Source organism: Paenimyroides tangerinum (genome assembly GCF_003865405.1).
GTDB lineage: Bacteria > Bacteroidota > Bacteroidia > Flavobacteriales > Flavobacteriaceae > Flavobacterium > Flavobacterium tangerinum.
Genome location: NZ_RQVQ01000014.1, coordinates 20,380 through 41,943, shown reverse-complemented (window position 1 = coordinate 41,943; position 21,564 = coordinate 20,380). Strand labels below are relative to the sequence as shown.

At 33.3% G+C, this 21,564-nt stretch carries 34 protein-coding genes; 30 read left to right on the top strand and 4 right to left on the bottom strand.

Annotation, left to right across the window (positions count from 1 at the left end):
* Positions 1-25: 25 nt before the first annotated feature.
* The 5 genes from EG240_RS07695 to EG240_RS07675 are packed head-to-tail and all read left to right on the top strand — an operon-like array spanning position 26 to position 3,525.
* Positions 26-652 carry an ABC transporter ATP-binding protein gene (locus EG240_RS07695; protein WP_125018814.1) on the top strand — a complete coding sequence of 209 codons (627 nt, stop codon included), beginning with the start codon at positions 26-28 and terminating at the stop codon, positions 650-652.
* Between the two features lies 1 nt (position 653).
* Entirely contained in the window at positions 654-1,940 is a 1,287-nt protein-coding gene (locus tag EG240_RS07690) for an ABC transporter permease (protein ID WP_125018813.1), read from the top strand.
* On the top strand, positions 1,933-2,418 hold the full coding sequence (locus EG240_RS07685) for a hypothetical protein (protein WP_125018812.1): 486 nt from the start codon (positions 1,933-1,935) through the stop codon (positions 2,416-2,418). The genes EG240_RS07690 and EG240_RS07685 overlap by 8 nt, the downstream gene beginning before the upstream one ends.
* Positions 2,418-3,107 carry a YjjG family noncanonical pyrimidine nucleotidase gene (locus EG240_RS07680; protein ID WP_125018811.1) on the top strand — a complete coding sequence of 230 codons (690 nt, stop codon included), beginning with the start codon at positions 2,418-2,420 and terminating at the stop codon, positions 3,105-3,107. The genes EG240_RS07685 and EG240_RS07680 overlap by 1 nt, the downstream gene beginning before the upstream one ends.
* Position 3,108: 1 nt before the next feature.
* On the top strand, positions 3,109-3,525 hold the full coding sequence (locus EG240_RS07675; protein ID WP_125018810.1) for a hypothetical protein: 417 nt from the start codon (positions 3,109-3,111) through the stop codon (positions 3,523-3,525).
* Positions 3,526-3,557: 32 nt separating this feature from the next.
* Here the strand turns inward: EG240_RS07675 and EG240_RS07670 are convergent, their stop codons facing one another.
* Positions 3,558-4,835: a replication-associated recombination protein A gene (locus tag EG240_RS07670; protein WP_125018809.1), complete on the bottom strand. Its 1,278-nt coding sequence runs from the start codon at positions 4,833-4,835 to the stop codon at positions 3,558-3,560.
* Between the two features lie 92 nt (positions 4,836-4,927).
* Between EG240_RS07670 and EG240_RS07665 the strand changes: the two genes are divergently transcribed.
* The gene (locus tag EG240_RS07665) at positions 4,928-5,746 is read left to right on the top strand and encodes a rhomboid family intramembrane serine protease (protein WP_125018808.1); all 819 of its coding nucleotides are present in this window, start codon (positions 4,928-4,930) and stop codon (positions 5,744-5,746) included.
* Here EG240_RS07665 and EG240_RS07660 read toward each other — a convergent pair.
* Together EG240_RS07660 and rlmB are read right to left on the bottom strand one after the other, a co-directional pair.
* Positions 5,682-6,731 carry a hypothetical protein gene (locus tag EG240_RS07660; protein WP_125018807.1) on the bottom strand — a complete coding sequence of 350 codons (1,050 nt, stop codon included), beginning with the start codon at positions 6,729-6,731 and terminating at the stop codon, positions 5,682-5,684. The genes EG240_RS07665 and EG240_RS07660 overlap by 65 nt on opposite strands.
* An 86-nt stretch (positions 6,732-6,817) precedes the next feature.
* Complete coding sequence (gene rlmB / locus EG240_RS07655; protein ID WP_125018806.1) at positions 6,818-7,555, bottom strand: 23S rRNA (guanosine(2251)-2'-O)-methyltransferase RlmB; 738 nt, start codon at positions 7,553-7,555, stop codon at positions 6,818-6,820.
* A 66-nt stretch (positions 7,556-7,621) separates the two neighbouring features.
* Between rlmB and EG240_RS07650 the strand changes: the two genes are divergently transcribed.
* Positions 7,622-7,873, top strand: coding sequence for a hypothetical protein (locus tag EG240_RS07650; RefSeq protein WP_125018805.1), 252 nt, complete (start codon positions 7,622-7,624; stop codon positions 7,871-7,873).
* Positions 7,874-7,900: 27 nt separating this feature from the next.
* On the opposite strand, the gene EG240_RS07645 is transcribed toward EG240_RS07650, so the two are convergent.
* Positions 7,901-9,511: a BamA/TamA family outer membrane protein gene (locus EG240_RS07645; RefSeq protein ID WP_125018804.1), complete on the bottom strand. Its 1,611-nt coding sequence runs from the start codon at positions 9,509-9,511 to the stop codon at positions 7,901-7,903.
* A 220-nt stretch (positions 9,512-9,731) separates the two neighbouring features.
* Here EG240_RS07645 and rpsL point away from each other — a divergent pair, with 220 nt between their 5' ends.
* The 23 genes from rpsL (at position 9,732) to rpmD (ending at position 21,554) form a co-directional block, all read left to right on the top strand.
* The gene (gene rpsL / locus EG240_RS07640) at positions 9,732-10,115 is read left to right on the top strand and encodes a 30S ribosomal protein S12 (RefSeq protein WP_125018803.1); all 384 of its coding nucleotides are present in this window, start codon (positions 9,732-9,734) and stop codon (positions 10,113-10,115) included.
* A gap of 28 nt (positions 10,116-10,143) precedes the next feature.
* Entirely contained in the window at positions 10,144-10,620 is a 477-nt protein-coding gene (gene rpsG, locus EG240_RS07635) for a 30S ribosomal protein S7 (RefSeq protein ID WP_125018802.1), read from the top strand.
* 18 nt (positions 10,621-10,638) lie between these two features.
* A complete protein-coding gene (gene fusA, locus EG240_RS07630; protein WP_125018801.1) occupies positions 10,639-12,774 on the top strand; it encodes an elongation factor G in 2,136 nt (711 codons plus the stop codon).
* Between the two features lie 11 nt (positions 12,775-12,785).
* Positions 12,786-13,091, top strand: coding sequence for a 30S ribosomal protein S10 (gene rpsJ, locus EG240_RS07625; protein ID WP_023579610.1), 306 nt, complete (start codon positions 12,786-12,788; stop codon positions 13,089-13,091).
* Positions 13,092-13,189: 98 nt separating this feature from the next.
* The gene (rplC, locus tag EG240_RS07620) at positions 13,190-13,807 is read left to right on the top strand and encodes a 50S ribosomal protein L3 (protein WP_125018800.1); all 618 of its coding nucleotides are present in this window, start codon (positions 13,190-13,192) and stop codon (positions 13,805-13,807) included.
* Positions 13,807-14,436, top strand: a complete 630-nt coding sequence (gene rplD / locus EG240_RS07615) for a 50S ribosomal protein L4 (RefSeq protein ID WP_125018799.1) — start codon at positions 13,807-13,809, stop codon at positions 14,434-14,436. Before rplC ends, rplD begins: the two co-directional genes overlap by 1 nt.
* A 7-nt stretch (positions 14,437-14,443) precedes the next feature.
* On the top strand, positions 14,444-14,734 hold the full coding sequence (rplW, locus tag EG240_RS07610) for a 50S ribosomal protein L23 (RefSeq protein ID WP_125018798.1): 291 nt from the start codon (positions 14,444-14,446) through the stop codon (positions 14,732-14,734).
* 5 nt (positions 14,735-14,739) lie between these two features.
* Positions 14,740-15,564: a 50S ribosomal protein L2 gene (gene rplB / locus EG240_RS07605; RefSeq protein ID WP_125018797.1), complete on the top strand. Its 825-nt coding sequence runs from the start codon at positions 14,740-14,742 to the stop codon at positions 15,562-15,564.
* Between the two features lie 9 nt (positions 15,565-15,573).
* Positions 15,574-15,852 carry a 30S ribosomal protein S19 gene (rpsS, locus tag EG240_RS07600; protein ID WP_125018796.1) on the top strand — a complete coding sequence of 93 codons (279 nt, stop codon included), beginning with the start codon at positions 15,574-15,576 and terminating at the stop codon, positions 15,850-15,852.
* Between the two features lie 9 nt (positions 15,853-15,861).
* A complete protein-coding gene (gene rplV, locus EG240_RS07595; protein ID WP_125018795.1) occupies positions 15,862-16,272 on the top strand; it encodes a 50S ribosomal protein L22 in 411 nt (136 codons plus the stop codon).
* Between the two features lie 8 nt (positions 16,273-16,280).
* Positions 16,281-17,009, top strand: coding sequence for a 30S ribosomal protein S3 (rpsC, locus tag EG240_RS07590; protein WP_125018794.1), 729 nt, complete (start codon positions 16,281-16,283; stop codon positions 17,007-17,009).
* Between the two features lie 18 nt (positions 17,010-17,027).
* Complete coding sequence (gene rplP, locus EG240_RS07585) at positions 17,028-17,447, top strand: 50S ribosomal protein L16 (protein ID WP_125018793.1); 420 nt, start codon at positions 17,028-17,030, stop codon at positions 17,445-17,447.
* Positions 17,448-17,460: 13 nt separating this feature from the next.
* Positions 17,461-17,649, top strand: a complete 189-nt coding sequence (gene rpmC, locus EG240_RS07580; RefSeq protein ID WP_125018792.1) for a 50S ribosomal protein L29 — start codon at positions 17,461-17,463, stop codon at positions 17,647-17,649.
* A 17-nt stretch (positions 17,650-17,666) separates the two neighbouring features.
* Complete coding sequence (gene rpsQ / locus EG240_RS07575) at positions 17,667-17,924, top strand: 30S ribosomal protein S17 (RefSeq protein ID WP_125018791.1); 258 nt, start codon at positions 17,667-17,669, stop codon at positions 17,922-17,924.
* 2 nt (positions 17,925-17,926) lie between these two features.
* Complete coding sequence (gene rplN, locus EG240_RS07570; RefSeq protein WP_125018790.1) at positions 17,927-18,295, top strand: 50S ribosomal protein L14; 369 nt, start codon at positions 17,927-17,929, stop codon at positions 18,293-18,295.
* A gap of 12 nt (positions 18,296-18,307) precedes the next feature.
* Positions 18,308-18,622 (top strand): 50S ribosomal protein L24, encoded by a 315-nt coding sequence (rplX, locus tag EG240_RS07565; RefSeq protein WP_125018789.1) that lies wholly within the window; start codon positions 18,308-18,310, stop codon positions 18,620-18,622.
* 2 nt (positions 18,623-18,624) lie between these two features.
* Positions 18,625-19,176, top strand: a complete 552-nt coding sequence (gene rplE / locus EG240_RS07560) for a 50S ribosomal protein L5 (RefSeq protein WP_125018788.1) — start codon at positions 18,625-18,627, stop codon at positions 19,174-19,176.
* A gap of 3 nt (positions 19,177-19,179) precedes the next feature.
* Positions 19,180-19,449 (top strand): 30S ribosomal protein S14, encoded by a 270-nt coding sequence (gene rpsN, locus EG240_RS07555; RefSeq protein ID WP_125018787.1) that lies wholly within the window; start codon positions 19,180-19,182, stop codon positions 19,447-19,449.
* Between the two features lie 60 nt (positions 19,450-19,509).
* Positions 19,510-19,908 carry a 30S ribosomal protein S8 gene (gene rpsH, locus EG240_RS07550; RefSeq protein WP_125018786.1) on the top strand — a complete coding sequence of 133 codons (399 nt, stop codon included), beginning with the start codon at positions 19,510-19,512 and terminating at the stop codon, positions 19,906-19,908.
* Between the two features lie 16 nt (positions 19,909-19,924).
* Positions 19,925-20,467: a 50S ribosomal protein L6 gene (gene rplF / locus EG240_RS07545; RefSeq protein ID WP_125018785.1), complete on the top strand. Its 543-nt coding sequence runs from the start codon at positions 19,925-19,927 to the stop codon at positions 20,465-20,467.
* 11 nt (positions 20,468-20,478) lie between these two features.
* Positions 20,479-20,829: a 50S ribosomal protein L18 gene (gene rplR, locus EG240_RS07540; protein WP_125018784.1), complete on the top strand. Its 351-nt coding sequence runs from the start codon at positions 20,479-20,481 to the stop codon at positions 20,827-20,829.
* A 6-nt stretch (positions 20,830-20,835) separates the two neighbouring features.
* Positions 20,836-21,360, top strand: coding sequence for a 30S ribosomal protein S5 (rpsE, locus tag EG240_RS07535; RefSeq protein ID WP_125018783.1), 525 nt, complete (start codon positions 20,836-20,838; stop codon positions 21,358-21,360).
* A gap of 11 nt (positions 21,361-21,371) precedes the next feature.
* Positions 21,372-21,554: a 50S ribosomal protein L30 gene (rpmD, locus tag EG240_RS07530; RefSeq protein WP_125018782.1), complete on the top strand. Its 183-nt coding sequence runs from the start codon at positions 21,372-21,374 to the stop codon at positions 21,552-21,554.
* Positions 21,555-21,564 lie beyond the last annotated feature (10 nt).

Here is a 21,564-nt window from a genome sequence, read left to right as displayed (position 1 = left end):
TATTATTAGAAACAAACTTTTTGAAATGATTACGACTCAAAATCTTCAGTTTTCTTATAACAGTAAACAAAATTTTTCGTTTCCAGATTTGAAATGCGAATCTGGCAACACACTTTTGATTACCGGAAATTCAGGAAAAGGAAAAACCACTTTACTACATTTATTAGGCGGACTTTTAACGCCAACTTCTGGTAATATTCAAATTGACGATACTGAAATTTCAAAACTATCGCCATCTAAGCTAGATGCTTTTCGTGGAAAAAATATCGGGATGGTTTTACAAAAATCATATTTTGTTGAAGCTTTATCTGTTTTAGATAATGTGATTTTAGCTTCTTGGCTGGCTACAGGTAAAAAAGCTAAAGAAAAAGCCATTCAACTTTTGACGCAACTTGATTTAGAAAATCAAATTCATAAATTACCTGCTCAATTAAGCATAGGTCAACAACAACGTGTAAATATTGCTCGAGCTTTAATCAATAATCCAAAAGTGATTCTGGCCGATGAACCAACTTCTAGCTTGGATGATGATAATGCGCAAATTGTAGCTGATTTATTAGCTAATTTAGCAAGTAAACACAAAGCTGCGTTGATTATTGTTACACACGACCAACGTTTGAAATCGAAATTTACTAACGCTATAAACTTATAATATGATTGGGAAAATAGCTTGGAAAAATATGTGGTTTAAACCACTAAATACCGTTTTAAGCGTTTTGCTTTTAACGGCATCCGTTTCGATTATAACCGTTTTAATTTTACTTCAAAAACAATTTGAAGAACAGTTTACTTCTTCAATGGATGATATTGATTTGGTTCTTGGAGCAAAAGGAAGTCCGTTGCAGTTGGTACTTTCTTCAGTTTATCAGATTGATGCACCTCCAGGAAATATTAATTATTTAGAAGCGAAACGTTGGATGGAAAATCCGTTTGTTGCTTCTGCGATTCCATTAGCTTACGGAGATAATTACAAAGGATATAAAATCATCGGTACAACTCCTGAATATATTTCAAAATATGGAGGAAAAGTTGCACAAGGAAACGTTTTTCAAAAAGATTTTGAAGTGGTTGTGGGATATGAAATCGCTCAGAATTTAGGATTAAAAGTTGGTGATACGTTTTTAGGAACACACGGTGATGCAGAAGAAGGTGGTGAAGTTCACGAAGATAAACCTTACACCATTGTTGGAATTGCATCAAAAACTGGAAAAATTTTAGATAATGTAATCTTATCAAATATTGAATCGGTTTGGAATATGCACGATCACGATCATAGTCACGAAGGCGAAGAAGAACATGTTCATGCAGATGGAGAAGTTCATAATCATGAACACGACCATGAACATACCGCAGATTGCGATCATGATCATTCTGAAATTGTTTCGTATGAAGGAAAAGAAATTACTGCAGTTCTAATTAAATTTAGAAATAAAATGGGAATTGTAACTTGGCCAAGAATGATTCCACAAAATACAGAAATGCAAGCGGCTTCTCCAGCAATAGAAATCAATCGTTTGTTTTCATTGTTTGGCGTTGGTTTAACCGCATTACAGTATTTAGCTTACGGAATCATGTTGATTTCAGGAATCAGTATTTTCGTTGCATTATACAACACCTTGAAAGAACGAAAATTTGAGTTTGCCTTATTACGCGTTAATGGAGCAACACGTTTTCAACTTTTGAAATTAGTGTTAATAGAAAGTTTGTTACTTTGTATTACTGGTTTTGTTTTCGGAATGATTTTTGGAAGAATCGCATTGTATTTTATATCACTTTCATCACAAGCTGAATTCAAAATGGCATTTAATCCGTATCAATTTATCTGGGACAAAGAAGGAATTTTGTTCCTAATCACATTGTTTGTTGGGGTTCTTGCAGCATTAATTCCTGCAATTAAAGCTTATTATTTAAACATATCAAAAACATTAGCAAATGCTTAAAAAATATATTTTACCTTCTCTTTTGTTTAGCTCATTTTTATTCATGAGTTTTACTACTTTTCATCACGATTCAAAAGAAGAAAACTTTGAATTCTATCAGAAAAAAGATACTGTTACTTGGAAACAATTAGGAAATATTACATTCTTAAAGAAAAAAGATCCAACGTATGGCGAGGTGATGTTTCCTGTTATTAATGCAAATTTAAAAACCAAACAAGGAAAGAAAATTGTTGCTAAAGGTTTTATTGTACCTATTGATAATAAAACTTATGCATTAAGTAAAAATGTTTTTGCACAATGTTTTTTCTGTGGAAATGCTGGTCCAGAAACAATTATGGGCTTAAAATTTAAAGGAGCAACTCCAAAGTTAAAAACCGATCAATATGTTACAATCGAGGGTAATTTCCGTTTTAACGATAAAGATATCGAAGATTGGATTTATCACATCGATAATGCAGTAATAGTAAAAGGAAAATAGTGACAGATTTTAAAAATATTACCGATATTTTTTTTGACTTAGATCATACGATTTACGATTTTGATAAAAATGCGGAATTGACTTTCAATCAAGTTTTTAATGATTTGAATTTAGATGTTCCATCAAATTTCATGGAACATTTCAAACCTATAAACGATTATTATTGGGATTTGTTAGCAAAAAAAGAAATCACTGCAGAATATTTACGTTTTGCTCGATTGAATGATACTTTTCAACAAATTAATTTTCAGGTTTCAGATGAAACTATAAATGAGATTGCAAGTCGATTTATTGAAAATTTAACGAATTACAATCATGTTTTTGAAGGTGCTTACGAAATTTTAGACTATTTAAAGGATAAATATCGATTGCACATTATCACAAACGGTCCAGATAAAGTTCAAGAACTAAAATTAAAGAATTCAAATCTAAATCAATATTTTTGTACAGTTACAAATTCAGAGTTAGCGGGTGCAAAAAAGCCAGATGCACGAATTTTTAAATATGCTTTAAATCTTGCAAATGTTAAACCAGAACATAGTTTAATGATTGGTGATAATTTGGATGCAGATATTAAGGGTGCATTAAATATTGGAATGCAAGTAGTTTGGTTTGATGAATACAGAACAAATCAATTACAAAGTTTCACAACTATTAATAAATTAAATGAGTTAAAAAAAATCTTATAAAATGAAAAAAATCTTGTTATTATTCGCAGTTTTATTCTCTTTGGGAATGACTGCACAAAATCAAAAAGTTAAATATGTAAATCTTAAATGGGCTTATGATTTTCAAGATAAAACTAATGAATACCGTCTTAATACAGCTTTAAAGCAAAAAATGGAAGAATTAGGATATACTGTTTATTTTGATAACGAAATGCCTCAAGAGGTTCGATTAGATCCGTGTGTTGAGTATGTTGGAGATTTAAGCAGAGGTAAGGGAAGTTTATCAACCGAGTTAACTTTTGTATTAAAAGATTGTAAAGGAAACATAGTATTTAATAATAGTGGGGTTAGTCGTTTGAAGAAACATAATAAATCATATATGGATGCGCTTCAGAATATTTTCAAATATTCTACTATCGGAAGATTAAAAATTAATTAAAAAGGAAAAGCACTTCAATTTGAAGTGCTTTTTTAATAATTATATTTTCCTTGCCAACGTTGACGTAAGAAATCTTGGGTTTGTTTTTCACGAGCATTTTCACCTGGTTCATAAAACGGAACGTTACTTAATTCATCAGGAAGAAATTCTTGATAAGCGAAGTTTCCTGGATAATCGTGTGAATATTTATAATCTTCTCCATAACCTAATTCTTTCATCAATTTAGTTGGAGCATTTCGCAAATGAATTGGAACAGATAAATCACCTGTTTGTTTCACAACTTGTTGCGCCTTTCCAATAGCTAAATAACTTGCATTGCTTTTTGGAGATGTTGCCAAATAAATAGCACATTGACTTAATAAGATTCTACTTTCGGGATATCCGATTACAGAAACTGCCTGAAAGATGTTATTAGCCATAATAATTGCCGTCGGGTTTGCCAATCCTATATCTTCAGAAGCTGAAATAACCAATCGTCTTGCAATAAATTTCAAATCTTCGCCGCCTTCAATCATTCGAGCTAACCAATAAACAGCACCGTTTGGGTCACTTCCACGAATTGATTTTATAAAAGCGGAAATTATGTCATAATGTTGTTCACCAGTTTTGTCGTATCTAACCGTGTTTTGTTGAACAACTTGTAAAACTTTATCATTTGTGATTTCGATATCATCACCTGAAATCGAGTTTACAATTAATTCAAAAGTATTTAATAATTTTCTTCCATCTCCACCAGAAATTCGAAACAAAGTTTCAACTTCTTTAAGTTTAATTTTTTTTGTTTTAAGAAACTTATCTGTTGAAATAGCACGTTCTAATAAAGCTTGTAAATGATCTTTTGTAAAAGCATTTAAGGTGTAAACTTGACAACGTGAAAGTAGGGCAGGAATGACTTCAAAACTCGGGTTTTCTGTGGTTGCGCCAATTAAAGTTATCCAACCTTTTTCGACTGCTCCCAAAAGGGAATCTTGTTGAGATTTACTAAATCTGTGAATCTCATCTATAAACAAAATTGGATTTCGAGCCGTAAAAATACCGCCACTGTTTTTTGCCTTTTCTATAACTTCTCGAACGTCTTTAACTCCTGCGTTAATTGCACTTAAAACATAAAACGGACGTTCACTTTCTTTTGCAATAATCTCAGCTAAAGTAGTTTTTCCGGTTCCAGGTGGTCCCCAAAAAATCATTGATGGAATTAATCCACGTTTGATGTTTTGTGTTAAAATACCCGTTTCACCAACCAAATGAGTTTGACTGATGTAATCTTCTAATTGTTTCGGACGTATGCGTTCTGCTAATGGTGCTTCCATTTTGTAAATTTATGAAATCATTTCTATATTTCGATGAGTCTGCTATAATGGCAGTCTTTTTTTTATGGTTAATTTTTTGATTGCTTTTGATTATGCAAGAAAAGAAATTTGAGTTTACTACAAACGTTATATTAATTCCATTTTTGTTCCTTTTGGGAATGTGGTCGGTTTATTATTTAAACTGGCGTTATTTCTTAGAGTTGAATGAATTCGGGATTTATCCTCGAACTTTAGAAGGTTTAAGAGGTGTTTTGTTCAGTCCATTTCTTCACGGAAGCATCAGTCATATCTCAAATAATTCAATAGCCATAATTGTTTTACTTTCTATTTTATATTTCTTTTATAAAGAAGATTTCTGGAAAGTACTTTTGTTTGGTTGGTTGTTTTCTGGATTAGGAACTTGGCTCATCGGACGTGAAAGTTTTCATATCGGTGCCAGTGGAATTATTTATGTGTTAACCAGTTTTATTTTCTTTGCAGGAATGCGAACCAAATATTTTCGCTTGATGGCACTTTCGTTTTTTGTTGTTTTAATTTACGGAGGTTCTATTTGGTATTTGTTTCCGGATGTGGAAGAAGGAATTTCTTGGGAAGGACATTTGGCAGGTTTCTTAACCGGAATTGTTTTAGCATTTACTTTAGAAAAACGTCAATACGAACCGATTTATAAATACGATTGGCAACATCCCGATTTTGATGCTTCTGAAGATAAATTTATGAAACACTTTGATGAAAATGGAAATTTTAATCCGAAACCAAAAAATTATATCGAATTAAATAAACCAAAACGAAGTATTTCTTATTTAGAATATTCGATGATTTATTCGGGTAAAGTTACTTATGAATTCAATTCGTATTCTTGTAATTTCGAATTACAAATTGAATCGCCGTATCTAGAATTTCTCCCATAGTTTCACATTGTTTAAATGCTTTTTCGTGGGTTAGTTTTTGTAGTGCTTTTCTCAGATTTTCTACGTGTTCATAAGGTGCAATATTATCTTTTTTCATCACTGCAATCAAATCATCGAATCGTTCTTTATTTGCTAAAACACGACGTGCAATAACCGAACGTACTTCTCTTCGATATTGTTCCATAGAACCACGAACCAGTTTTTCTAAAACCATTTGAACCATCGGAAAATTTTCTTTGAAATACTGTGGTAAATATATTTTTAAATTTCCTTCGTAATTCTGTTGGTCAAAATCTATCGGTCGAATTCTATAAACCACTTGGTCAAAATCGTGTGTTGGAATAATCACATAATTATACGAACGCATATCGCCTAAAAGACCTAACATACATCGTTCGTTAAACTTTACAAACTCTTTAGAAATCTGTGCTTTTTCTAATTCGGTACAATTTGGTAAATGATTTTTAATAAAAACATCACCCGGAATTCCTAAAATATGTTCTTCAATCAAAGTGTCTTTGTAAACCAAATAATTCATCGGATAAGGTGAAAGCATTTCTTCCAATTCTAATCCGTATAAACGAGAAGCATCGGCACGTTTAATATAAAAATTCGTGTAATTATCATTTAAAATATTACGAACTTTTACACGAAAAGGCTTTGAATTTCCGAACGTACAAAAATCAATACAATCAACTTTTAAATAAGGTAAAACGTCTTTGTCTCCGTTTGAATGTAGTAACGTATAAATCCTATTTAAACTATCTTCAATTTCTTTTTGTTCAAATTCTGGATAATAAACACGTAACCAAAGTGTGTCATTTCCTTCTTTATCTTCTAAAGATATGTAACCTGAAAAGCGCATTAAGTCATCGTAAAAAACACTCGTCTTTGTAGTACGATTGTATTTTTCTAAATATTCCATTAGTTCCGGAATAATCGGATAAATAGGTTTACGATATTCTATTTTTACGTCTTTTTTCATATTGATTTGATTTAAAAAATGAGATACCAAATTTGTATTACAAACTCAATATCTCATTAAATATTTATCTAAAAATCTAAATTTAATTATAATCTTTGGCGAACTGCTTCGTATAAGAAAGCTCCACAAGCAACCGAAACATTCAATGAAGAAATAGTTCCGTACATTGGTAATTTTGCTTTTTCGTCGATGATTTTTAAAACCGACGGATTTACTCCTTTATCTTCTGAACCCATAATGATTGCAATAGGTTGGTTAAAGTTGATGTCGTAAATTCTGTTTTCTGTTTTTTCTGTAGCGGCAACTGTTTTGTAACCTGAACCTTGAAGATAGAAAATAGCGTCTTTAATATGGTCCACTTTACAAATTGGAATATTAAAAACCGCTCCGGCAGAAGTTTTAACTGTATCTCCGTTTACGGGTGCAGCACCTTGTTTCCCGATAATAATTGCGTCAACGCCTGTGCATTCAGCCGTACGGATAATAGCACCAAAATTACGTGCGTCAGAAATTTGATCTAAAATTAAGATTAAAGGTGTTTTTTCTGATTCTGATATTTTTTCAATTAAGCCTTCTAGTTCAACAAACTTGATAGGAGCAATTGAAGCAACAGCGCCTTGGTGATTATTGAATTTACTTAGTTTATTTAATTTTTCAACAGGAACATAGGAGAAATTGATGTTTCCCTTTTTCATTGTTTTCATTAGCTCTTGCATTAATTCGCCTTGAGCTTCTTTCTGGATAAATACTTTATCGATTTCTTTTCCTGCATTTATCGCCTCGATAATTGCACGAATTCCAAATATTTGATGTTCGTTTTGCATAATGCAAAGATATTATTATATTTATAAATTCTAAGAAATTTTATTTCTTAGGTTAAATCTATTTTTATGAAAAAATATTTACTGCTTTCGGTTGGATGTTTGTTTTTTATCTCGTGTAAAACAAATGCAACTTTAGATAAACAATTTTTTAATGAAGATGTTTTAGAAAATGCTATTTCATTAGATGCTGTTCAATTGCACGGTAAGACTTATATGGGACAAGTTCGGAAAACTGATTCTATTTATGTTTATGGAAATGTTCCGCAATCAGTTATCGATTCAGTGATGAATGCAAGAAAACTTGAAAATAAAAAATAAGCAGATTTTAGTTAGTCTTCTTATTTTTTAAAACTGTGTTTTATAACTCAAGTGAATAATTGAATTACTCATCTTAAATTCTTGTTTTGGTTGTAATCCATTTGCGTAAATTAGATTAAACAATCCAGACGGAGTTGCAATTCCAATCCCTAATCCAACCGAATATAGATTGCCTTTTGTGTCTGTAGAATCGTCAATATAATACACATAATCTGTAATTGAATGTGCATATAAAGTCGGAGAAAGTACAAATCGATATTCGGTAAAAATCCCTGCTAATGATTGCGCTTGTAGTGTGTTTTCATTAAAACCCCGAATGTTCTGAACGCCTCCAAAGCGATATAATTCATTGTATAGAATTGAAGGGCTGAAAAGTTGATAGGCTTTACCTTTTAAATAGACAATATTCCGTTCGTCGAGATAGAAATGATGAAACGCTTCTAAATCTACAAACTGTTGGTTTACCTTGGAATTGTCATCCTTCCTATTTCCTGTTCCCGCTAAACCTGTGATTCGTGTTTGTAACGGAAATAATACGTGCTCTCTATAATGAGAAAATTCATAATTCAATGTCAAGAATTGATTTGAATAATTCTGTGCTGCGTATGTGTTAAATTCTCCAGCAACTGAAGTGGTACTTTGATATCCCAATCCAACTTTGTTGTTGTACGTTATATAATATAGGAGTGAAGCGTTAAACTTCGTGTTTTGTTGTGTGCTGTCTTGTTTAAAAATTTGAAGATTTGCTTTCAAGCCAATCGGACTTTGAAATAAATAAGGAAGTTCAGTTCCTAAATTAAAGGTTGACTGCTGATTTCCGTCGTTTCTCCAATATAAATTAAATTGTTCTCCTTTATTTAGAATGTTCATTAGTTTTAAATCTACATTTCCATTAAAACGAACGGTTCCGTTATCGTCATTTGAAAACCCGATTAAGCCATCAAATTGATTGGAATTTGCTTTTTCAAGAAATAGATAAAGAACAGTTTTGTTTTCTGTAAATAAAACTTCGGGTGGTTTTACGGTTTTTATAAATGGAAACTGACTTAATTCTTTTTGAAGTTCTGTAATGGTTTGCTGGTTAAAATCTTTTTTGATGTATTTCTTTAAGAGTTGTTTATTTATTCCTTTGGGGAAATTTGTGTATGGATTTATGGTGATTAAATCGATTTTTCTTTTTTCATCCAAAATGATTTTTAACTGAGCGTTGATTTGGTTGTCAGAAATAATTTGATTGTCAAGTTTAATCTGACTAATTGAATAACCTTGTTTCTCTAATATCTGTAAGTAATTTAAAATATAACTTTCGGTTTTATCGATCGGAATTTGAATAAATGAATCGTTGATGCTTAATATTTTTTTTACATCAGGTTGAATTGAGTCGAAGTTTATTTTTATACTTTTGAAGCGCTTATTTAGAGCGATAACATAAGTGAATGTAGAATCGTTTGTTTTTTCAGACGAAAGTAAGCGTTGGTTTATATATCCATCGTTATACAAGGTGTTTTGAAACTTTTCAAATTCAGAAATAATACTCTTTGCGTTCTCGTGATTTTTTTGATAAGAAATGCTATCTATAATCACATTTTCTTTTTCTGATGTACTATTTATTTTCAGAAGTAGATTCTGAGCATTCATATTAATGCAGCTAAAGAAAAGTAGTATATAGAGAAATTTGTTCAAGAGAATTCGTTTTTATAGTAACGAAATTAAAGTAAAATTTGGTATTCAGGTCAATAAAAATAAAATAGATTTGAAAATAAATAAATTAAGTTTGTTTTCGTTAGAATTATTTATATATTTGCATCCCCGTAAATAGCGGGATTTTAATATTGTATTAAATTATTTAATAAACATTATGCCAACAATTCAACAATTAGTAAGAACAGGGAGAACCCAATTGACTAAGAAGAGTAAATCGGTTGCTTTGGATTCTTGTCCTCAAAGAAGAGGGGTTTGTACGCGTGTTTATACTACAACACCTAAAAAGCCAAACTCTGCGATGCGTAAAGTAGCGCGTGTACGTTTGACAAACGGTAATGAAGTAAATGCTTACATTCCAGGAGAAGGACACAATTTACAAGAGCACTCGATAGTATTAGTTAGAGGTGGAAGGGTAAAAGATTTACCAGGGGTTAGATATCACATTGTACGTGGAGCTTTAGATACTGCCGGAGTTAACGGTCGTACTCAAAGACGTTCTAAATACGGTGCGAAACGCCCTAAAGATGCAAAAAAGTAATAGTTTAAAAAACTTTTAAGAAAAAGACATGAGAAAAAGACAGGCAAAGAAGAGACCTCTTTTACCGGATCCGAAATTTAACGATCAGTTAGTAACACGTTTTGTGAATAACTTAATGTGGGATGGTAAGAAATCGACTGCTTTTAAAGTATTTTATGATGCTTTAGATATCGTTGAGTCTAAAAAACAAGATGAAGAAAAAACTTCATTAGAGATGTGGAAAGATGCATTAACAAATGTTATGCCTCACGTAGAAGTACGTTCACGTCGTGTAGGTGGAGCTACGTTCCAAATTCCTATGCAAATTCGTCCAGATAGAAAAATCTCTATGGCAATGAAATGGATGATTCTTTATGCAAGAAGAAGAAATGAGAAATCTATGGCTGGTAAATTAGCTTCTGAAATTTTAGCTGCTGCTAAAGAAGAAGGTGCTGCAGTTAAGAAAAGAATGGATACTCATAAAATGGCAGAGGCTAATAAAGCATTCTCTCACTTTAGATTCTAATATATATAAAGAACAGAAATGGCTAGAGATTTAAATTATACTAGAAATATCGGAATTGCTGCTCATATTGATGCTGGTAAAACAACAACAACTGAGCGTATTCTTTTCTATACAGGTAAAAATCACAAGATTGGTGAGACTCACGAAGGGTCATCTACTACTGACTGGATGGAACAAGAAGCAGAAAGAGGTATTACAATTACTTCTGCTGCGGTAACTGTTGAGTGGAATTTTCCTATGGAAAATGGAAAACCAACAGATGAAACTAAAAAATATCACTTCAATATTATTGATACTCCTGGTCACGTTGACTTTACTGTAGAGGTAAACCGTTCATTACGTGTATTAGATGGTTTAGTTTTCTTGTTTTCTGCAGTTGATGGTGTTGAGCCTCAGTCTGAAACTAACTGGAGATTAGCTGATAATTACAAGGTTCCTCGTATGGGATTTGTAAACAAAATGGACCGTCAAGGTGCAGATTTCTTAAAAGTTTGTCGTCAGGTAAAAGAAATGTTAGGTTCTAATGCAGTGCCTATCGTTTTACCAATTGGTGATGAAGTTGATTTCAAAGGTGTAGTTGATTTAATTAAAAATCGTGCAATTGTATGGCATGATGATAATCATGGTTCTACATTTGATATTGTTGAAATTCCAGCTGATATGGTTGATGAAGTTAAACAATATAGAGGTCAGTTAATTGAGGAAATTGCTGCTTATGATGAGAATTTATTAGAGAAGTACATGGAGGATGAAAACTCAATTACTGAAGAAGAAGTTAACGCTGCTTTGCGTGCTGCTACTTTAGATATGAGTATTATTCCAATGATGTGTGGTTCTTCATTCAAAAATAAAGGAGTTCAATTTATGATTGATGCTGTTTGTCGTTATTTACCTGCTCCAACAGATAAAGAAGCGATTCATGGTATAAATCCTGATACTGACGAGCCAATTAGTCGTAAGCCTTCTGTTACAGATCCTTTTGCGGCGTTAGCGTTTAAGATTGCTACTGATCCTTTCGTAGGTCGTTTGGCTTTCTTCCGTGCTTATTCTGGTCGTCTTGATGCGGGTTCTTATGTTCTAAATAACCGTTCAGGTAATAAAGAGCGTATTTCTCGTATTTACCAAATGCATGCTAATAAACAAAATCCAATTGAATATATTGAAGCTGGAGATATTGGTGCTGCTGTAGGTTTTAAAGATATCAAAACTGGGGATACTTTATCTGATGAAAAACACCCAATTGTGTTAGAATCTATGGATTTCCCTGATCCTGTAATTGGTATTGCTATTGAGCCTAAAACTAAAGCGGATGTTGATAAAATGGGTATGGCTTTAGCTAAATTAGCTGAAGAGGATCCGACTTTTACAGTTCGTACAGATCAGGCTTCTGGACAAACGATTATTTCTGGTATGGGTGAGTTACACTTAGATATCATTGTTGATCGTATGCGTCGTGAATTCAAAGTTGAAGTGAACCAAGGTGAGCCTCAAGTTGAGTATAAAGAAGCTTTCACTAAATCAGCAGATCACAGAGAAACTTATAAAAAGCAATCTGGAGGTCGTGGTAAATTTGGTGATATCGTATTTAAAATCAGTCCAGCTGACGAGGTTGACGGAAAAGTTCCAATGGGATTACAGTTCGTTAACTCAGTAAAAGGTGGAAATGTACCAAAAGAATATATTCCTGCAGTTGAGAAAGGTTTCCGTGAAGCAATGAAACAAGGCCCTTTAGCTGGATTCGAAATGGACGCATTAAAAGTTACTTTAATTGATGGATCTTTCCACCCTGTGGATTCTGATGCTTTATCATTCGAGTTAGCTGCTAAAATGGGTTATAAAGAGTCTGCGAAAGCTGCTGGTGCTGTAATTTTAGAGCCTATCATGAAATTAGAAGTGTTGACTCCAGAAGAAAATATGGGTGATATCGTTGGGGATTTAAATCGTCGTCGTGGTCAAATCAATGCAATGGATGATAGAAATGGAGCTAAAGTTGTTAAGGCTTCTGTGCCGTTATCAGAAATGTTTGGTTATGTAACAACGTTACGTACATTGTCTTCAGGTCGTGCAACTTCTACTATGGAGTTTTCACACTATGAGCAAACACCATCTAATATTCAAGAAGAGGTTATTAAGAAAGCAAAAGGAAACGCTTAATTTTTAAGAAAATGAGTCAAAAAATCAGAATAAAATTAAAATCTTACGATCATATGTTGGTTGATAAATCAGCAGAAAAAATCGTAAAAACTGTAAAAAGTACTGGAGCAGTTGTAACAGGTCCAATTCCGTTACCAACTCATAAAAAAATCTTTACTGTTTTACGTTCTCCTCACGTTAATAAAAAGTCAAGAGAGCAATTCGAAGTGAGTTCATATAAAAGATTATTAGATATTTATTCTTCTTCTTCAAAAACGATTGATGCTCTAATGAAATTAGAGTTACCTTCAGGAGTTGAAGTTGAAATAAAAGTGTGATAAAAATTTATTTAAAATAGCTTGTATATTTCAAGCGTTGGTATTATATTTGCCGACGCTTGAAATTATTTATGTATAATAATTATTAATTTATATTTATGTCTGGGTTAATTGGTAAAAAAATCGGCATGACTAGTATTTTCGATGAGAACGGGAAGAATATTCCTTGTACTGTAATCGAGGTAGGTCCATGTGTCGTTACCCAAGTCAGAACCAATGAGGTTGACGGGTATGAAGCGTTTCAACTTGGTTTCGATGACAAAGCAGAAAAAAATGCAAACAAAGCTGAGTTAGGTCACTTTAAAAAAGCAGGAACTTCTGTTAAGAGAAAAGTCGTTGAATTCCAAGATTTCGAAAACGCTTATAATTTAGGTGATGTTATCACTGTAGATTTATTTAACGAAGGTGACTTTGTTGATGTTCAAGGTGTTTCTAAAGGTAAAGGTTTCCAAGGGGTTGTTAAGCGTCACGGTTTTGGTGGTGTTGGACAAGCTACTCATGGACAACATAACCGTTTAAGAGCTCCTGGTTCTATCGGAGCTTCTTCTTATCCTTCTCGTGTATTCAAAGGAATGCGTATGGCAGGAAGAATGGGAGGAGTTAATGTAACAGTTCAAAACCTTAGAGTTTTAAAAGTTGTAGCTGACAAAAACTTATTAGTAGTTAAGGGTGCAGTTCCAGGTCACAAAAACTCTTATGTAATCGTTCAGAAGTAATGGAAGTAAAAGTTTTAGATATCAACGGAAAAGAAACTGGAAGAACAGTACAATTAGCTGATTCAGTTTTCGCAATTGAGCCTAATAAACATGCTGTCTATTTAGATGTTAAGCAGTATTTAGCAAATCAAAGACAGGGTACGCATAAGGCGAAAGAAAGAAGTGAAGTTGCGGGTTCTACTCGTAAGATCAAAAAACAAAAAGGAACAGGTACGGCTCGTGCGGGTAGTGCTAAAAACCCTTTGTTTAAAGGAGGAGGTACAGTTTTTGGACCAAGACCTAGAAGTTATTCATTTAAGTTGAATAAATCTTTAAAAAGATTAGCTCGTAAATCGGCGTTCTCTTTAAAAGTAAAAGATGCAAGTTTAATGGTTGTTGAAGATTTTGGATTTGATGTTCCAAATACTAAAAATTTCATTAACGTATTGAAAGCATTAGGGTTAGAAAATAAAAAATCTTTATTAGTGTTGGGTGAGTCAAATAAAAATGTATATTTGTCATCTCGTAACTTACAAAGAGCTTCTGTTGTAACTTCTTCAGAGTTAAGTACTTATGGAATTATGAATAATAATGCATTAGTGTTAACTGAAGGTTCTATAGCAGGAATTGTAGATAATTTAAGTAAATAATAGGAACATGAGTACTATAATTAAACCTATAATTACCGAAAAAATAACTAAAGACGGTGAATTATTCAACCGTTTTGGTTTCATTGTAAATAAAAAAGCAAATAAAATTGTTATCAAGAAAGCTGTTGAAGCAGCTTACGGAGTTTCAGTTGTGTCTGTAAATACAATGAACTATAGAGCGGATAGATCAACTAAGTATACTAAAAGTGGTATGATTAGTGGAAAAACTAGTGCTTACAAGAAAGCAATAGTTCAACTAAAAGATGGAGAAACAATAGATTTCTATACTAATATCTAATAAAAATGTCAGTAAGAAAATTAAAACCTATTACCCCAGGTCAGCGTTTTAGAGTTGTAAATAGTTTTGACGCTATAACAACTGATAAGCCGGAGCGTTCATTAATCGCACCGATAAAAAACTCTGGAGGTAGAAATAGTCAAGGAAAAATGACCATGCGTTATATCGGTGGTGGTCATAAAAGAAGATACCGTATTATCGATTTTAAAAGAACTAAAACTGGAGTTCCAGGTGTGGTTAAAACAATTGAGTACGATCCAAACCGTTCAGCTTTTATTTCTTTAATCGCTTATGCTGATGGAGAAAAAACGTATATCGTTGCTCCGGCAGGATTACAAGTTGGACAAACTGTAGTTTCTGGTGCAGATGTACAACCTGAGGTTGGAAATGCAATGCCTTTAAGTAAAATTCCTCTAGGTACAATTATTTCTTGTATCGAGTTACGTCCAGGACAGGGAGCTGTTATTGCTCGTTCTGCAGGTACTTTTGCTCAGTTAGTTGCTCGTGATGGAAAATATGCTACAATTAAAATGCCTTCTGGTGAGATTCGTTTAATCTTATTAACTTGTATGGCTATGATTGGTGCAGTTTCTAATTCAGATCATCAATTAGTTGTATCAGGTAAGGCTGGTAGATCTAGATGGTTAGGAAGAAGACCTAGAACAAGACCGGTTGCTATGAACCCAGTTGATCACCCTATGGGAGGTGGAGAAGGACGCTCTTCAGGAGGTCACCCACGTTCAAGAAAAGGATTACCAGCTAAGGGTTATAGAACTCGTTCTAAAGTTAAAGCAAGTAGTAAGTATATTGTAGAACGTAGAAAGAAATAATAAGTAAGTATGGCACGTTCATTAAAGAAAGGACCTTTTGTTCACTTTAAACTTGAGAAAAAAGTTTTAGCGAACGCAGAAAATGGAAATAAAGCAGTTGTAAAAACTTGGTCAAGAGCATCTATGATTACTCCTGACTTCGTTGGACAAACAATCGCTGTTCATAACGGTCGTCAATTTGTACCTGTTTACGTAACAGAAAACATGGTAGGACATAAATTAGGAGAATTTTCGCCAACAAGATCTTTTAGAGGTCACGCTGGTGCAAAAAATAAAGGAAAAAAATAATAAGAAGCTATGGGAGTTCGTAAAAGAGAAAGAGCAGAGCAGATTAAAGAAGCAAACAAGAGTATTGCTTTTGCTAAGCTAAACAATTGCCCAACTTCACCTCGTAAAATGCGTTTAGTTGCAGATTTAGTTAGAGGTCAGAAAGTTGAGAATGCTCTTAATATATTAAAATTTAGTACAAAAGAAGCTTCAGGAAGATTAGAAAAACTATTATTATCAGCTATTGCTAACTGGCAAGCTAAAAATAGTGATGCAAATATCGAGGAAGCAGAATTATTTGTAAAAGAGATCCGCGTTGATGGAGGTATGATGTTAAAAAGATTACGTCCAGCACCACAAGGTCGTGCACACAGAATCAGAAAACGCTCTAACCACGTTACTATCGTTTTAGGAGCTAATAATAATACACAAAGCAATTAATAAACAGTATGGGACAAAAGACAAATCCAATCGGAAATCGCCTTGGTATCATCAGAGGATGGGACTCAAACTGGTACGGTGGAAATGATTATGGTGATAAACTTGCTGAAGATGCAAAAATCAGAAAGTATATCCATGCTCGTTTAGCAAAAGCTAGTGTTTCTAAAATAATTATCGAGAGATCTTTAAAGCTTGTAACCGTTACTATCACTACAGCTCGTCCTGGAATCATCATTGGTAAAGGTGGGCAAGAGGTAGACAAGTTAAAAGAAGAACTTAAGAAAATTACTAACAAAGAGGTACAAATCAACATCTTTGAAATTAAAAGACCAGAATTAGATGCTTATTTGGCTGCAACAAGCATCGCTCGTCAAATCGAAGGAAGAATTTCTTATCGTCGTGCTATTAAAATGGCAATCGCGGCTGCAATGAGAATGAACGCTGAAGGTATGAAAGTTCAAATTTCAGGTCGTTTGAATGGGGCAGAAATGGCTCGTTCAGAGAACTTCAAAGAAGGTCGTATTCCTTTATCAACTTTCCGTGCTGATATTGATTATGCTTTAGCTGAAGCTCACACTACTTACGGTAGAATGGGTATTAAAGTATGGATCATGAAAGGTGAGGTTTATGGTAAAAGAGATCTTTCTCCGTTAGCTGGTATGGATAAGCAAAAAGCATCTAAACCTTCAGGATCAGGAAGACCATCAAAACCGAACCAACGCAACAAAAGAAAGTAATTTTTAAACTAAAGAAAAATGTTACAGCCTAAAAGAACAAAATACCGTAAGGTACAGAAAGGTAAAATGAAGGGAGTGTCTCAAAGAGGACATGAGCTTTCAAACGGAATGTTTGGTATTAAATCTTTAGATTATTCATTCATTACTTCTCGCCAAATCGAAGCTGCACGTATTGCTGCAACTCGTTTCATGAAAAGAGAAGGTCAATTGTGGATCAAAATTTTCCCAGACAAGCCTATTACTAAAAAGCCTTTAGAAGTACGTATGGGTAAAGGTAAAGGTGCAGTTGAATATTGGGCTGCAGTTGTTAAACCAGGAAGAATTATGTTTGAAGTAGGAGGAGTGCCATTAGCAGTAGCTAAAGAAGCGTTACGCTTAGCAGCACAAAAACTACCAGTAAAAACTAAGTTTATCGTTGCTAGAGATTTCGAAGCATAATCTAATGAATATTATGAAACAATCAGAGATAATTAATCTATCTGCAGCTGAGTTACAAGAAAAACTTAGTCAGTTAAAGAAAACTTATACCGACCTAAAATCAGCTCACACTATTTCTCCTATTGAGAATCCTCTACAAATTAGATCTTTAAGAAGAACTATCGCTAGAGTTAATACTGAGCTAAGCAAAAAGTTACAATAATTGTATTCTGCTGAAAGATGGAAAAAAGAAATTTAAGAAAAGAAAGAATAGGTGTTGTTACTAGTAACAAAATGACGAAATCAATCGTTGTTTCTGAAACTAAAAGAGTAAAACACCCATTATACGGAAAGTTCGTGTTGAAAACTAAGAAATATGTTGCACACGACGAATTAAACGACTGTAACATTGGAGATACGGTAAAGATCATGGAAACACGTCCTTTATCTAAAAACAAATGTTGGAGATTAGTTGAAATCATTGAAAGAGCGAAATAATTATGTTACAACAGGAATCTAGATTAAAAGTAGCAGATAACACAGGAGCAAAAGAAGTTTTGACTATCCGTGTTTTAGGAGGAACGAAACGTCGTTATGCCTCTGTTGGAGATAAAATTGTAGTAGCTATTAAAGACGCTGCTCCTAACAGTAATGTTAAAAAAGGAACAGTATCTACTGCAGTTGTTGTACGTACCAAAAAAGAAGTGAGAAGAGCTGATGGTTCTTACATCAGATTCGATGATAACGCTTGCGTATTGTTGAATGCTGCTGGAGAAATGAGAGGAACTCGTGTTTTTGGTCCTGTTGCAAGAGAACTTCGTGAAAAACAATTCATGAAAATTGTATCATTAGCACCAGAAGTGCTTTAATTCGTAATTAAGATGATAAAGCTAAAAATTAAATCAGGAGATATCGTTAGAGTTATCGCTGGTGACCATAAAGGTTCAGAAGGAAAGGTTTTACGTGTATTACGTGATAAAAACAAAGCAATCGTTGAAGGTGTAAACATGGTTTCGAAACATACAAAACCAAGTGCTACAAATCCTCAAGGTGGAATTGTTAAGAAAGAAGCTGCAATTCAAATCTCAAACATTCAGTTAGTTGATCCAAAAACTAACGAAACTACTAAAGTAGCTTACAGAATGGAAGGTGATAAGAAAGTAAGAGTTTCTAAAAAATCTAATCAAGTATTATAGTCATGACTTATATACCAAGACTTAAACAAGAATATAGAGACAGAGTTATCTCTGCTCTAACTGAAGAATTCGGTTACAAAAATGTGATGCAAGTTCCTAAACTTGAGAAAATTGTTGTAAGCCGTGGAGTTGGAGCTGCAGTTTCAGATAAAAAATTAGTTGACTACGCTGTAGAGGAATTAACTAAAATTACTGGACAAAAAGCAGTTGCTACAATTTCTAAGAAAGACGTTGCTTCTTTCAAATTAAGAAAAGGAATGCCAATTGGTGCTAAGGTTACTTTACGTGGAGAAAAAATGTACGAGTTTTTAGATCGTCTAGTTACTTCTTCATTACCACGTGTAAGAGATTTTTCTGGTATCAAATCTAATGGATTTGACGGTAGAGGAAACTATAACTTAGGTATCGTTGAGCAAATCATTTTCCCAGAAATTGATATCGATAAAGTTAACAAAATTGCTGGTTTTGATATTACCTTCGTTACATCTGCTGAAACAGACAAAGAAGCAAAATCATTACTTTCTGAACTAGGATTACCTTTTAAAAAGAACTAAAGCATGGCTAAAGAATCAATGAAAGCCCGTGAGGCTAAAAGAGAAGCGTTAGTTGCAAAATATGCTGCAAAACGTAAAGCTTTAAAAGAAGCTGGTGATTACGAAGCGTTACAAAAATTACCTAAAAATGCATCTCCAGTACGTTTACACAATCGTTGTAAATTAACTGGTCGTCCAAGAGGGTATATGCGTCAGTTCGGTCTTTCACGTGTTACATTCCGTGAAATGGCTAATCAAGGATTAATTCCTGGAGTTAAAAAAGCAAGTTGGTAAAAAATTTTAATTGGTTGTAGGTTCAATTAATTTGAAAACCGTAACCGTAAATCATACATTATGTATACAGATCCTATCGCAGATTTCTTAACAAGAATTAGAAATGCAGTTCGTGCAAACCATAGAGTTGTTGAGATTCCTGCATCTAATTTCAAAAAAGAAATTACAAAAATTTTATTCGAACAAGGATATATTTTAAGCTACAAATTTGAAAATGATACTGTTCAAGGTACAATCAAAATTGCTTTAAAATATGATAAAGACACGAAAGAGTCAGTTATCAGAGATATCCAAAGAATTAGTAAACCAGGGTTACGTAAATATGCTTCGTCGGCAGATTTACCTAGAATTTTAAATGGTTTAGGTATTGCTATTGTTTCAACATCTAAAGGTTTAATGACAGGTAAAAAAGCTAAACAGTTAAATGTTGGTGGTGAAGTAATCTGTTACGTATACTAATAAAAAGACTATAGAAATGTCAAGAATAGGTAAAAATCCAATTACAATTCCTGCTGATGTTACAGTTACTGTTAACGAAGGTGTTGTTGTAGTAAAAGGAAAATTAGGAGAGCTTTCACAGTCTTACTCTGATGTAACTGTAAAAGTAGAAGAAGGACAAGTTATCGTTGAGCGTTCTTCTGACGCTAAAGATTTGAGATCTAAACACGGTTTATATAGAAGTTTAATCAACAATATGATTGTTGGTGTAACAGAAGGATTTACTAAATCTCTTGAATTAGTTGGTGTGGGTTACCGTGCATCTAATCAAGGTCAAGTTTTAGATTTAGCTTTAGGTTTTTCACACAATATCGTTTTAGATATTGTTTCAGAAGTGACTGTAGAAACTATTTCTGAAAAAGGTAAAAACCCAATCGTTAAATTAATTTCTTCAGACAAACAACTTTTAGGACAAGTGGCTGCAAAGATTCGTTCTTTCCGTAAACCAGAGCCTTACAAAGGAAAAGGAATTAAGTTTGTTGGAGAAGAGTTAAGAAGAAAAGCAGGTAAATCAGCTTAAAAATTAAGACCATGTCATTAAACAAATCTGAAAGAAGACAAAGAATTAAATACAGAGTTAGAAAAATCGTTAGTGGTACAGCTGCTAGACCAAGATTATCTGTATTTAGAAGCAATAAAGAAATCTATGCTCAAATCGTAGATGACGTAAACGGAACAACTCTAGTAGCTGCATCTTCAAGAGAAGCAGGAGTAACCGGAACAACCAAAATTGAAACTGCTGCATCAGTTGGAAAACTTATCGCAGAGAAAGCTTTAAAAGCTGGTATCGATACAATCTCTTTTGATAGAGGTGGATATTTATACCACGGACGTGTTAAATCATTAGCTGACGGAGCTAGAGAAGCTGGATTAAAATTCTAATTAGTTATGTATCAAAATTATAAAAACGTAGAATTTGTAAAACCAAGTGGTCTTGATTTAAAAGATCGTTTAGTTAGTGTAAACCGTGTTACTAAAGTAACTAAAGGTGGTAGAGCTTTCGGGTTCTCTGCTGTAGTTGTAGTAGGTGACGAAAACGGTGTAGTGGGTCATGGTTTAGGTAAATCAAAAGATGTTTCTGAAGCAATTGCGAAAGCAGTAGAAGATGCTAAGAAAAACTTAGTTCGTATTCCATTAAATGGAAGTACTATTCCTCACGAGCAAAAAGGTAAATTTGGTGGTGCAAGAGTTTTCTTAATTCCTGCTTCATTAGGTACTGGAGTAATTGCTGGTGGTTCTGTACGTTCAGTATTAGAATCTGTAGGGATTCACAATGTATTATCAAAATCTCAAGGATCTTCAAACCCTCATAACGTAGTTAAAGCAACTTTTGATGCTTTATTACAAATGAGAAGTGCTCTTACTGTTGCAAAACAAAGAGGAATTTCTTTAGAGAAAGTATTTAAATCTTAATTTTGAGTATTATGTCAAAAATTAAAGTAAAACAAGTAAGAAGCAAAATCAATTGTCCTGAGAATCAAAAAAGAACGTTAGCGGCTTTAGGATTACGTAAAATGGGACAAGTTGTTGAGCATGATAATACACCAGCTATCAAAGGAATGGTAAATAAAGTTCAACATTTGGTTTCTGTAGAAGAAATTAATTAATTTATTGAAT

Excerpts from the sequence above, each read along its gene's own strand:
- EG240_RS07695 (WP_125018814.1), top strand. The coding sequence starts at position 26 with ATGATTACGACTCAAAATCTTCAGTTTTCTTATAACAGTAAACAAAAT.
- EG240_RS07690 (WP_125018813.1), top strand. The coding sequence starts at position 654 with ATGATTGGGAAAATAGCTTGGAAAAATATGTGGTTTAAACCACTAAAT.
- EG240_RS07685 (WP_125018812.1), top strand. The coding sequence starts at position 1,933 with ATGCTTAAAAAATATATTTTACCTTCTCTTTTGTTTAGCTCATTTTTA.
- EG240_RS07675 (WP_125018810.1), top strand. The coding sequence starts at position 3,109 with ATGAAAAAAATCTTGTTATTATTCGCAGTTTTATTCTCTTTGGGAATG.
- EG240_RS07670 (WP_125018809.1), bottom strand. The coding sequence starts at position 4,835 with ATGGAAGCACCATTAGCAGAACGCATACGTCCGAAACAATTAGAAGAT.
- EG240_RS07665 (WP_125018808.1), top strand. The coding sequence starts at position 4,928 with ATGCAAGAAAAGAAATTTGAGTTTACTACAAACGTTATATTAATTCCA.
- EG240_RS07660 (WP_125018807.1), bottom strand. The coding sequence starts at position 6,731 with ATGAAAAAAGACGTAAAAATAGAATATCGTAAACCTATTTATCCGATT.
- rlmB (WP_125018806.1), bottom strand. The coding sequence starts at position 7,555 with ATGCAAAACGAACATCAAATATTTGGAATTCGTGCAATTATCGAGGCG.
- EG240_RS07650 (WP_125018805.1), top strand. The coding sequence starts at position 7,622 with ATGAAAAAATATTTACTGCTTTCGGTTGGATGTTTGTTTTTTATCTCG.
- EG240_RS07645 (WP_125018804.1), bottom strand. The coding sequence starts at position 9,511 with ATGAATGCTCAGAATCTACTTCTGAAAATAAATAGTACATCAGAAAAA.
- rpsL (WP_125018803.1), top strand. The coding sequence starts at position 9,732 with ATGCCAACAATTCAACAATTAGTAAGAACAGGGAGAACCCAATTGACT.
- rpsG (WP_125018802.1), top strand. The coding sequence starts at position 10,144 with ATGAGAAAAAGACAGGCAAAGAAGAGACCTCTTTTACCGGATCCGAAA.
- fusA (WP_125018801.1), top strand. The coding sequence starts at position 10,639 with ATGGCTAGAGATTTAAATTATACTAGAAATATCGGAATTGCTGCTCAT.
- rpsJ (WP_023579610.1), top strand. The coding sequence starts at position 12,786 with ATGAGTCAAAAAATCAGAATAAAATTAAAATCTTACGATCATATGTTG.
- rplC (WP_125018800.1), top strand. The coding sequence starts at position 13,190 with ATGTCTGGGTTAATTGGTAAAAAAATCGGCATGACTAGTATTTTCGAT.
- rplD (WP_125018799.1), top strand. The coding sequence starts at position 13,807 with ATGGAAGTAAAAGTTTTAGATATCAACGGAAAAGAAACTGGAAGAACA.
- rplW (WP_125018798.1), top strand. The coding sequence starts at position 14,444 with ATGAGTACTATAATTAAACCTATAATTACCGAAAAAATAACTAAAGAC.
- rplB (WP_125018797.1), top strand. The coding sequence starts at position 14,740 with ATGTCAGTAAGAAAATTAAAACCTATTACCCCAGGTCAGCGTTTTAGA.
- rpsS (WP_125018796.1), top strand. The coding sequence starts at position 15,574 with ATGGCACGTTCATTAAAGAAAGGACCTTTTGTTCACTTTAAACTTGAG.
- rplV (WP_125018795.1), top strand. The coding sequence starts at position 15,862 with ATGGGAGTTCGTAAAAGAGAAAGAGCAGAGCAGATTAAAGAAGCAAAC.
- rpsC (WP_125018794.1), top strand. The coding sequence starts at position 16,281 with ATGGGACAAAAGACAAATCCAATCGGAAATCGCCTTGGTATCATCAGA.
- rplP (WP_125018793.1), top strand. The coding sequence starts at position 17,028 with ATGTTACAGCCTAAAAGAACAAAATACCGTAAGGTACAGAAAGGTAAA.
- rpmC (WP_125018792.1), top strand. The coding sequence starts at position 17,461 with ATGAAACAATCAGAGATAATTAATCTATCTGCAGCTGAGTTACAAGAA.
- rpsQ (WP_125018791.1), top strand. The coding sequence starts at position 17,667 with ATGGAAAAAAGAAATTTAAGAAAAGAAAGAATAGGTGTTGTTACTAGT.
- rplN (WP_125018790.1), top strand. The coding sequence starts at position 17,927 with ATGTTACAACAGGAATCTAGATTAAAAGTAGCAGATAACACAGGAGCA.
- rplX (WP_125018789.1), top strand. The coding sequence starts at position 18,308 with ATGATAAAGCTAAAAATTAAATCAGGAGATATCGTTAGAGTTATCGCT.
- rplE (WP_125018788.1), top strand. The coding sequence starts at position 18,625 with ATGACTTATATACCAAGACTTAAACAAGAATATAGAGACAGAGTTATC.
- rpsN (WP_125018787.1), top strand. The coding sequence starts at position 19,180 with ATGGCTAAAGAATCAATGAAAGCCCGTGAGGCTAAAAGAGAAGCGTTA.
- rpsH (WP_125018786.1), top strand. The coding sequence starts at position 19,510 with ATGTATACAGATCCTATCGCAGATTTCTTAACAAGAATTAGAAATGCA.
- rplF (WP_125018785.1), top strand. The coding sequence starts at position 19,925 with ATGTCAAGAATAGGTAAAAATCCAATTACAATTCCTGCTGATGTTACA.
- rplR (WP_125018784.1), top strand. The coding sequence starts at position 20,479 with ATGTCATTAAACAAATCTGAAAGAAGACAAAGAATTAAATACAGAGTT.
- rpsE (WP_125018783.1), top strand. The coding sequence starts at position 20,836 with ATGTATCAAAATTATAAAAACGTAGAATTTGTAAAACCAAGTGGTCTT.
- rpmD (WP_125018782.1), top strand. The coding sequence starts at position 21,372 with ATGTCAAAAATTAAAGTAAAACAAGTAAGAAGCAAAATCAATTGTCCT.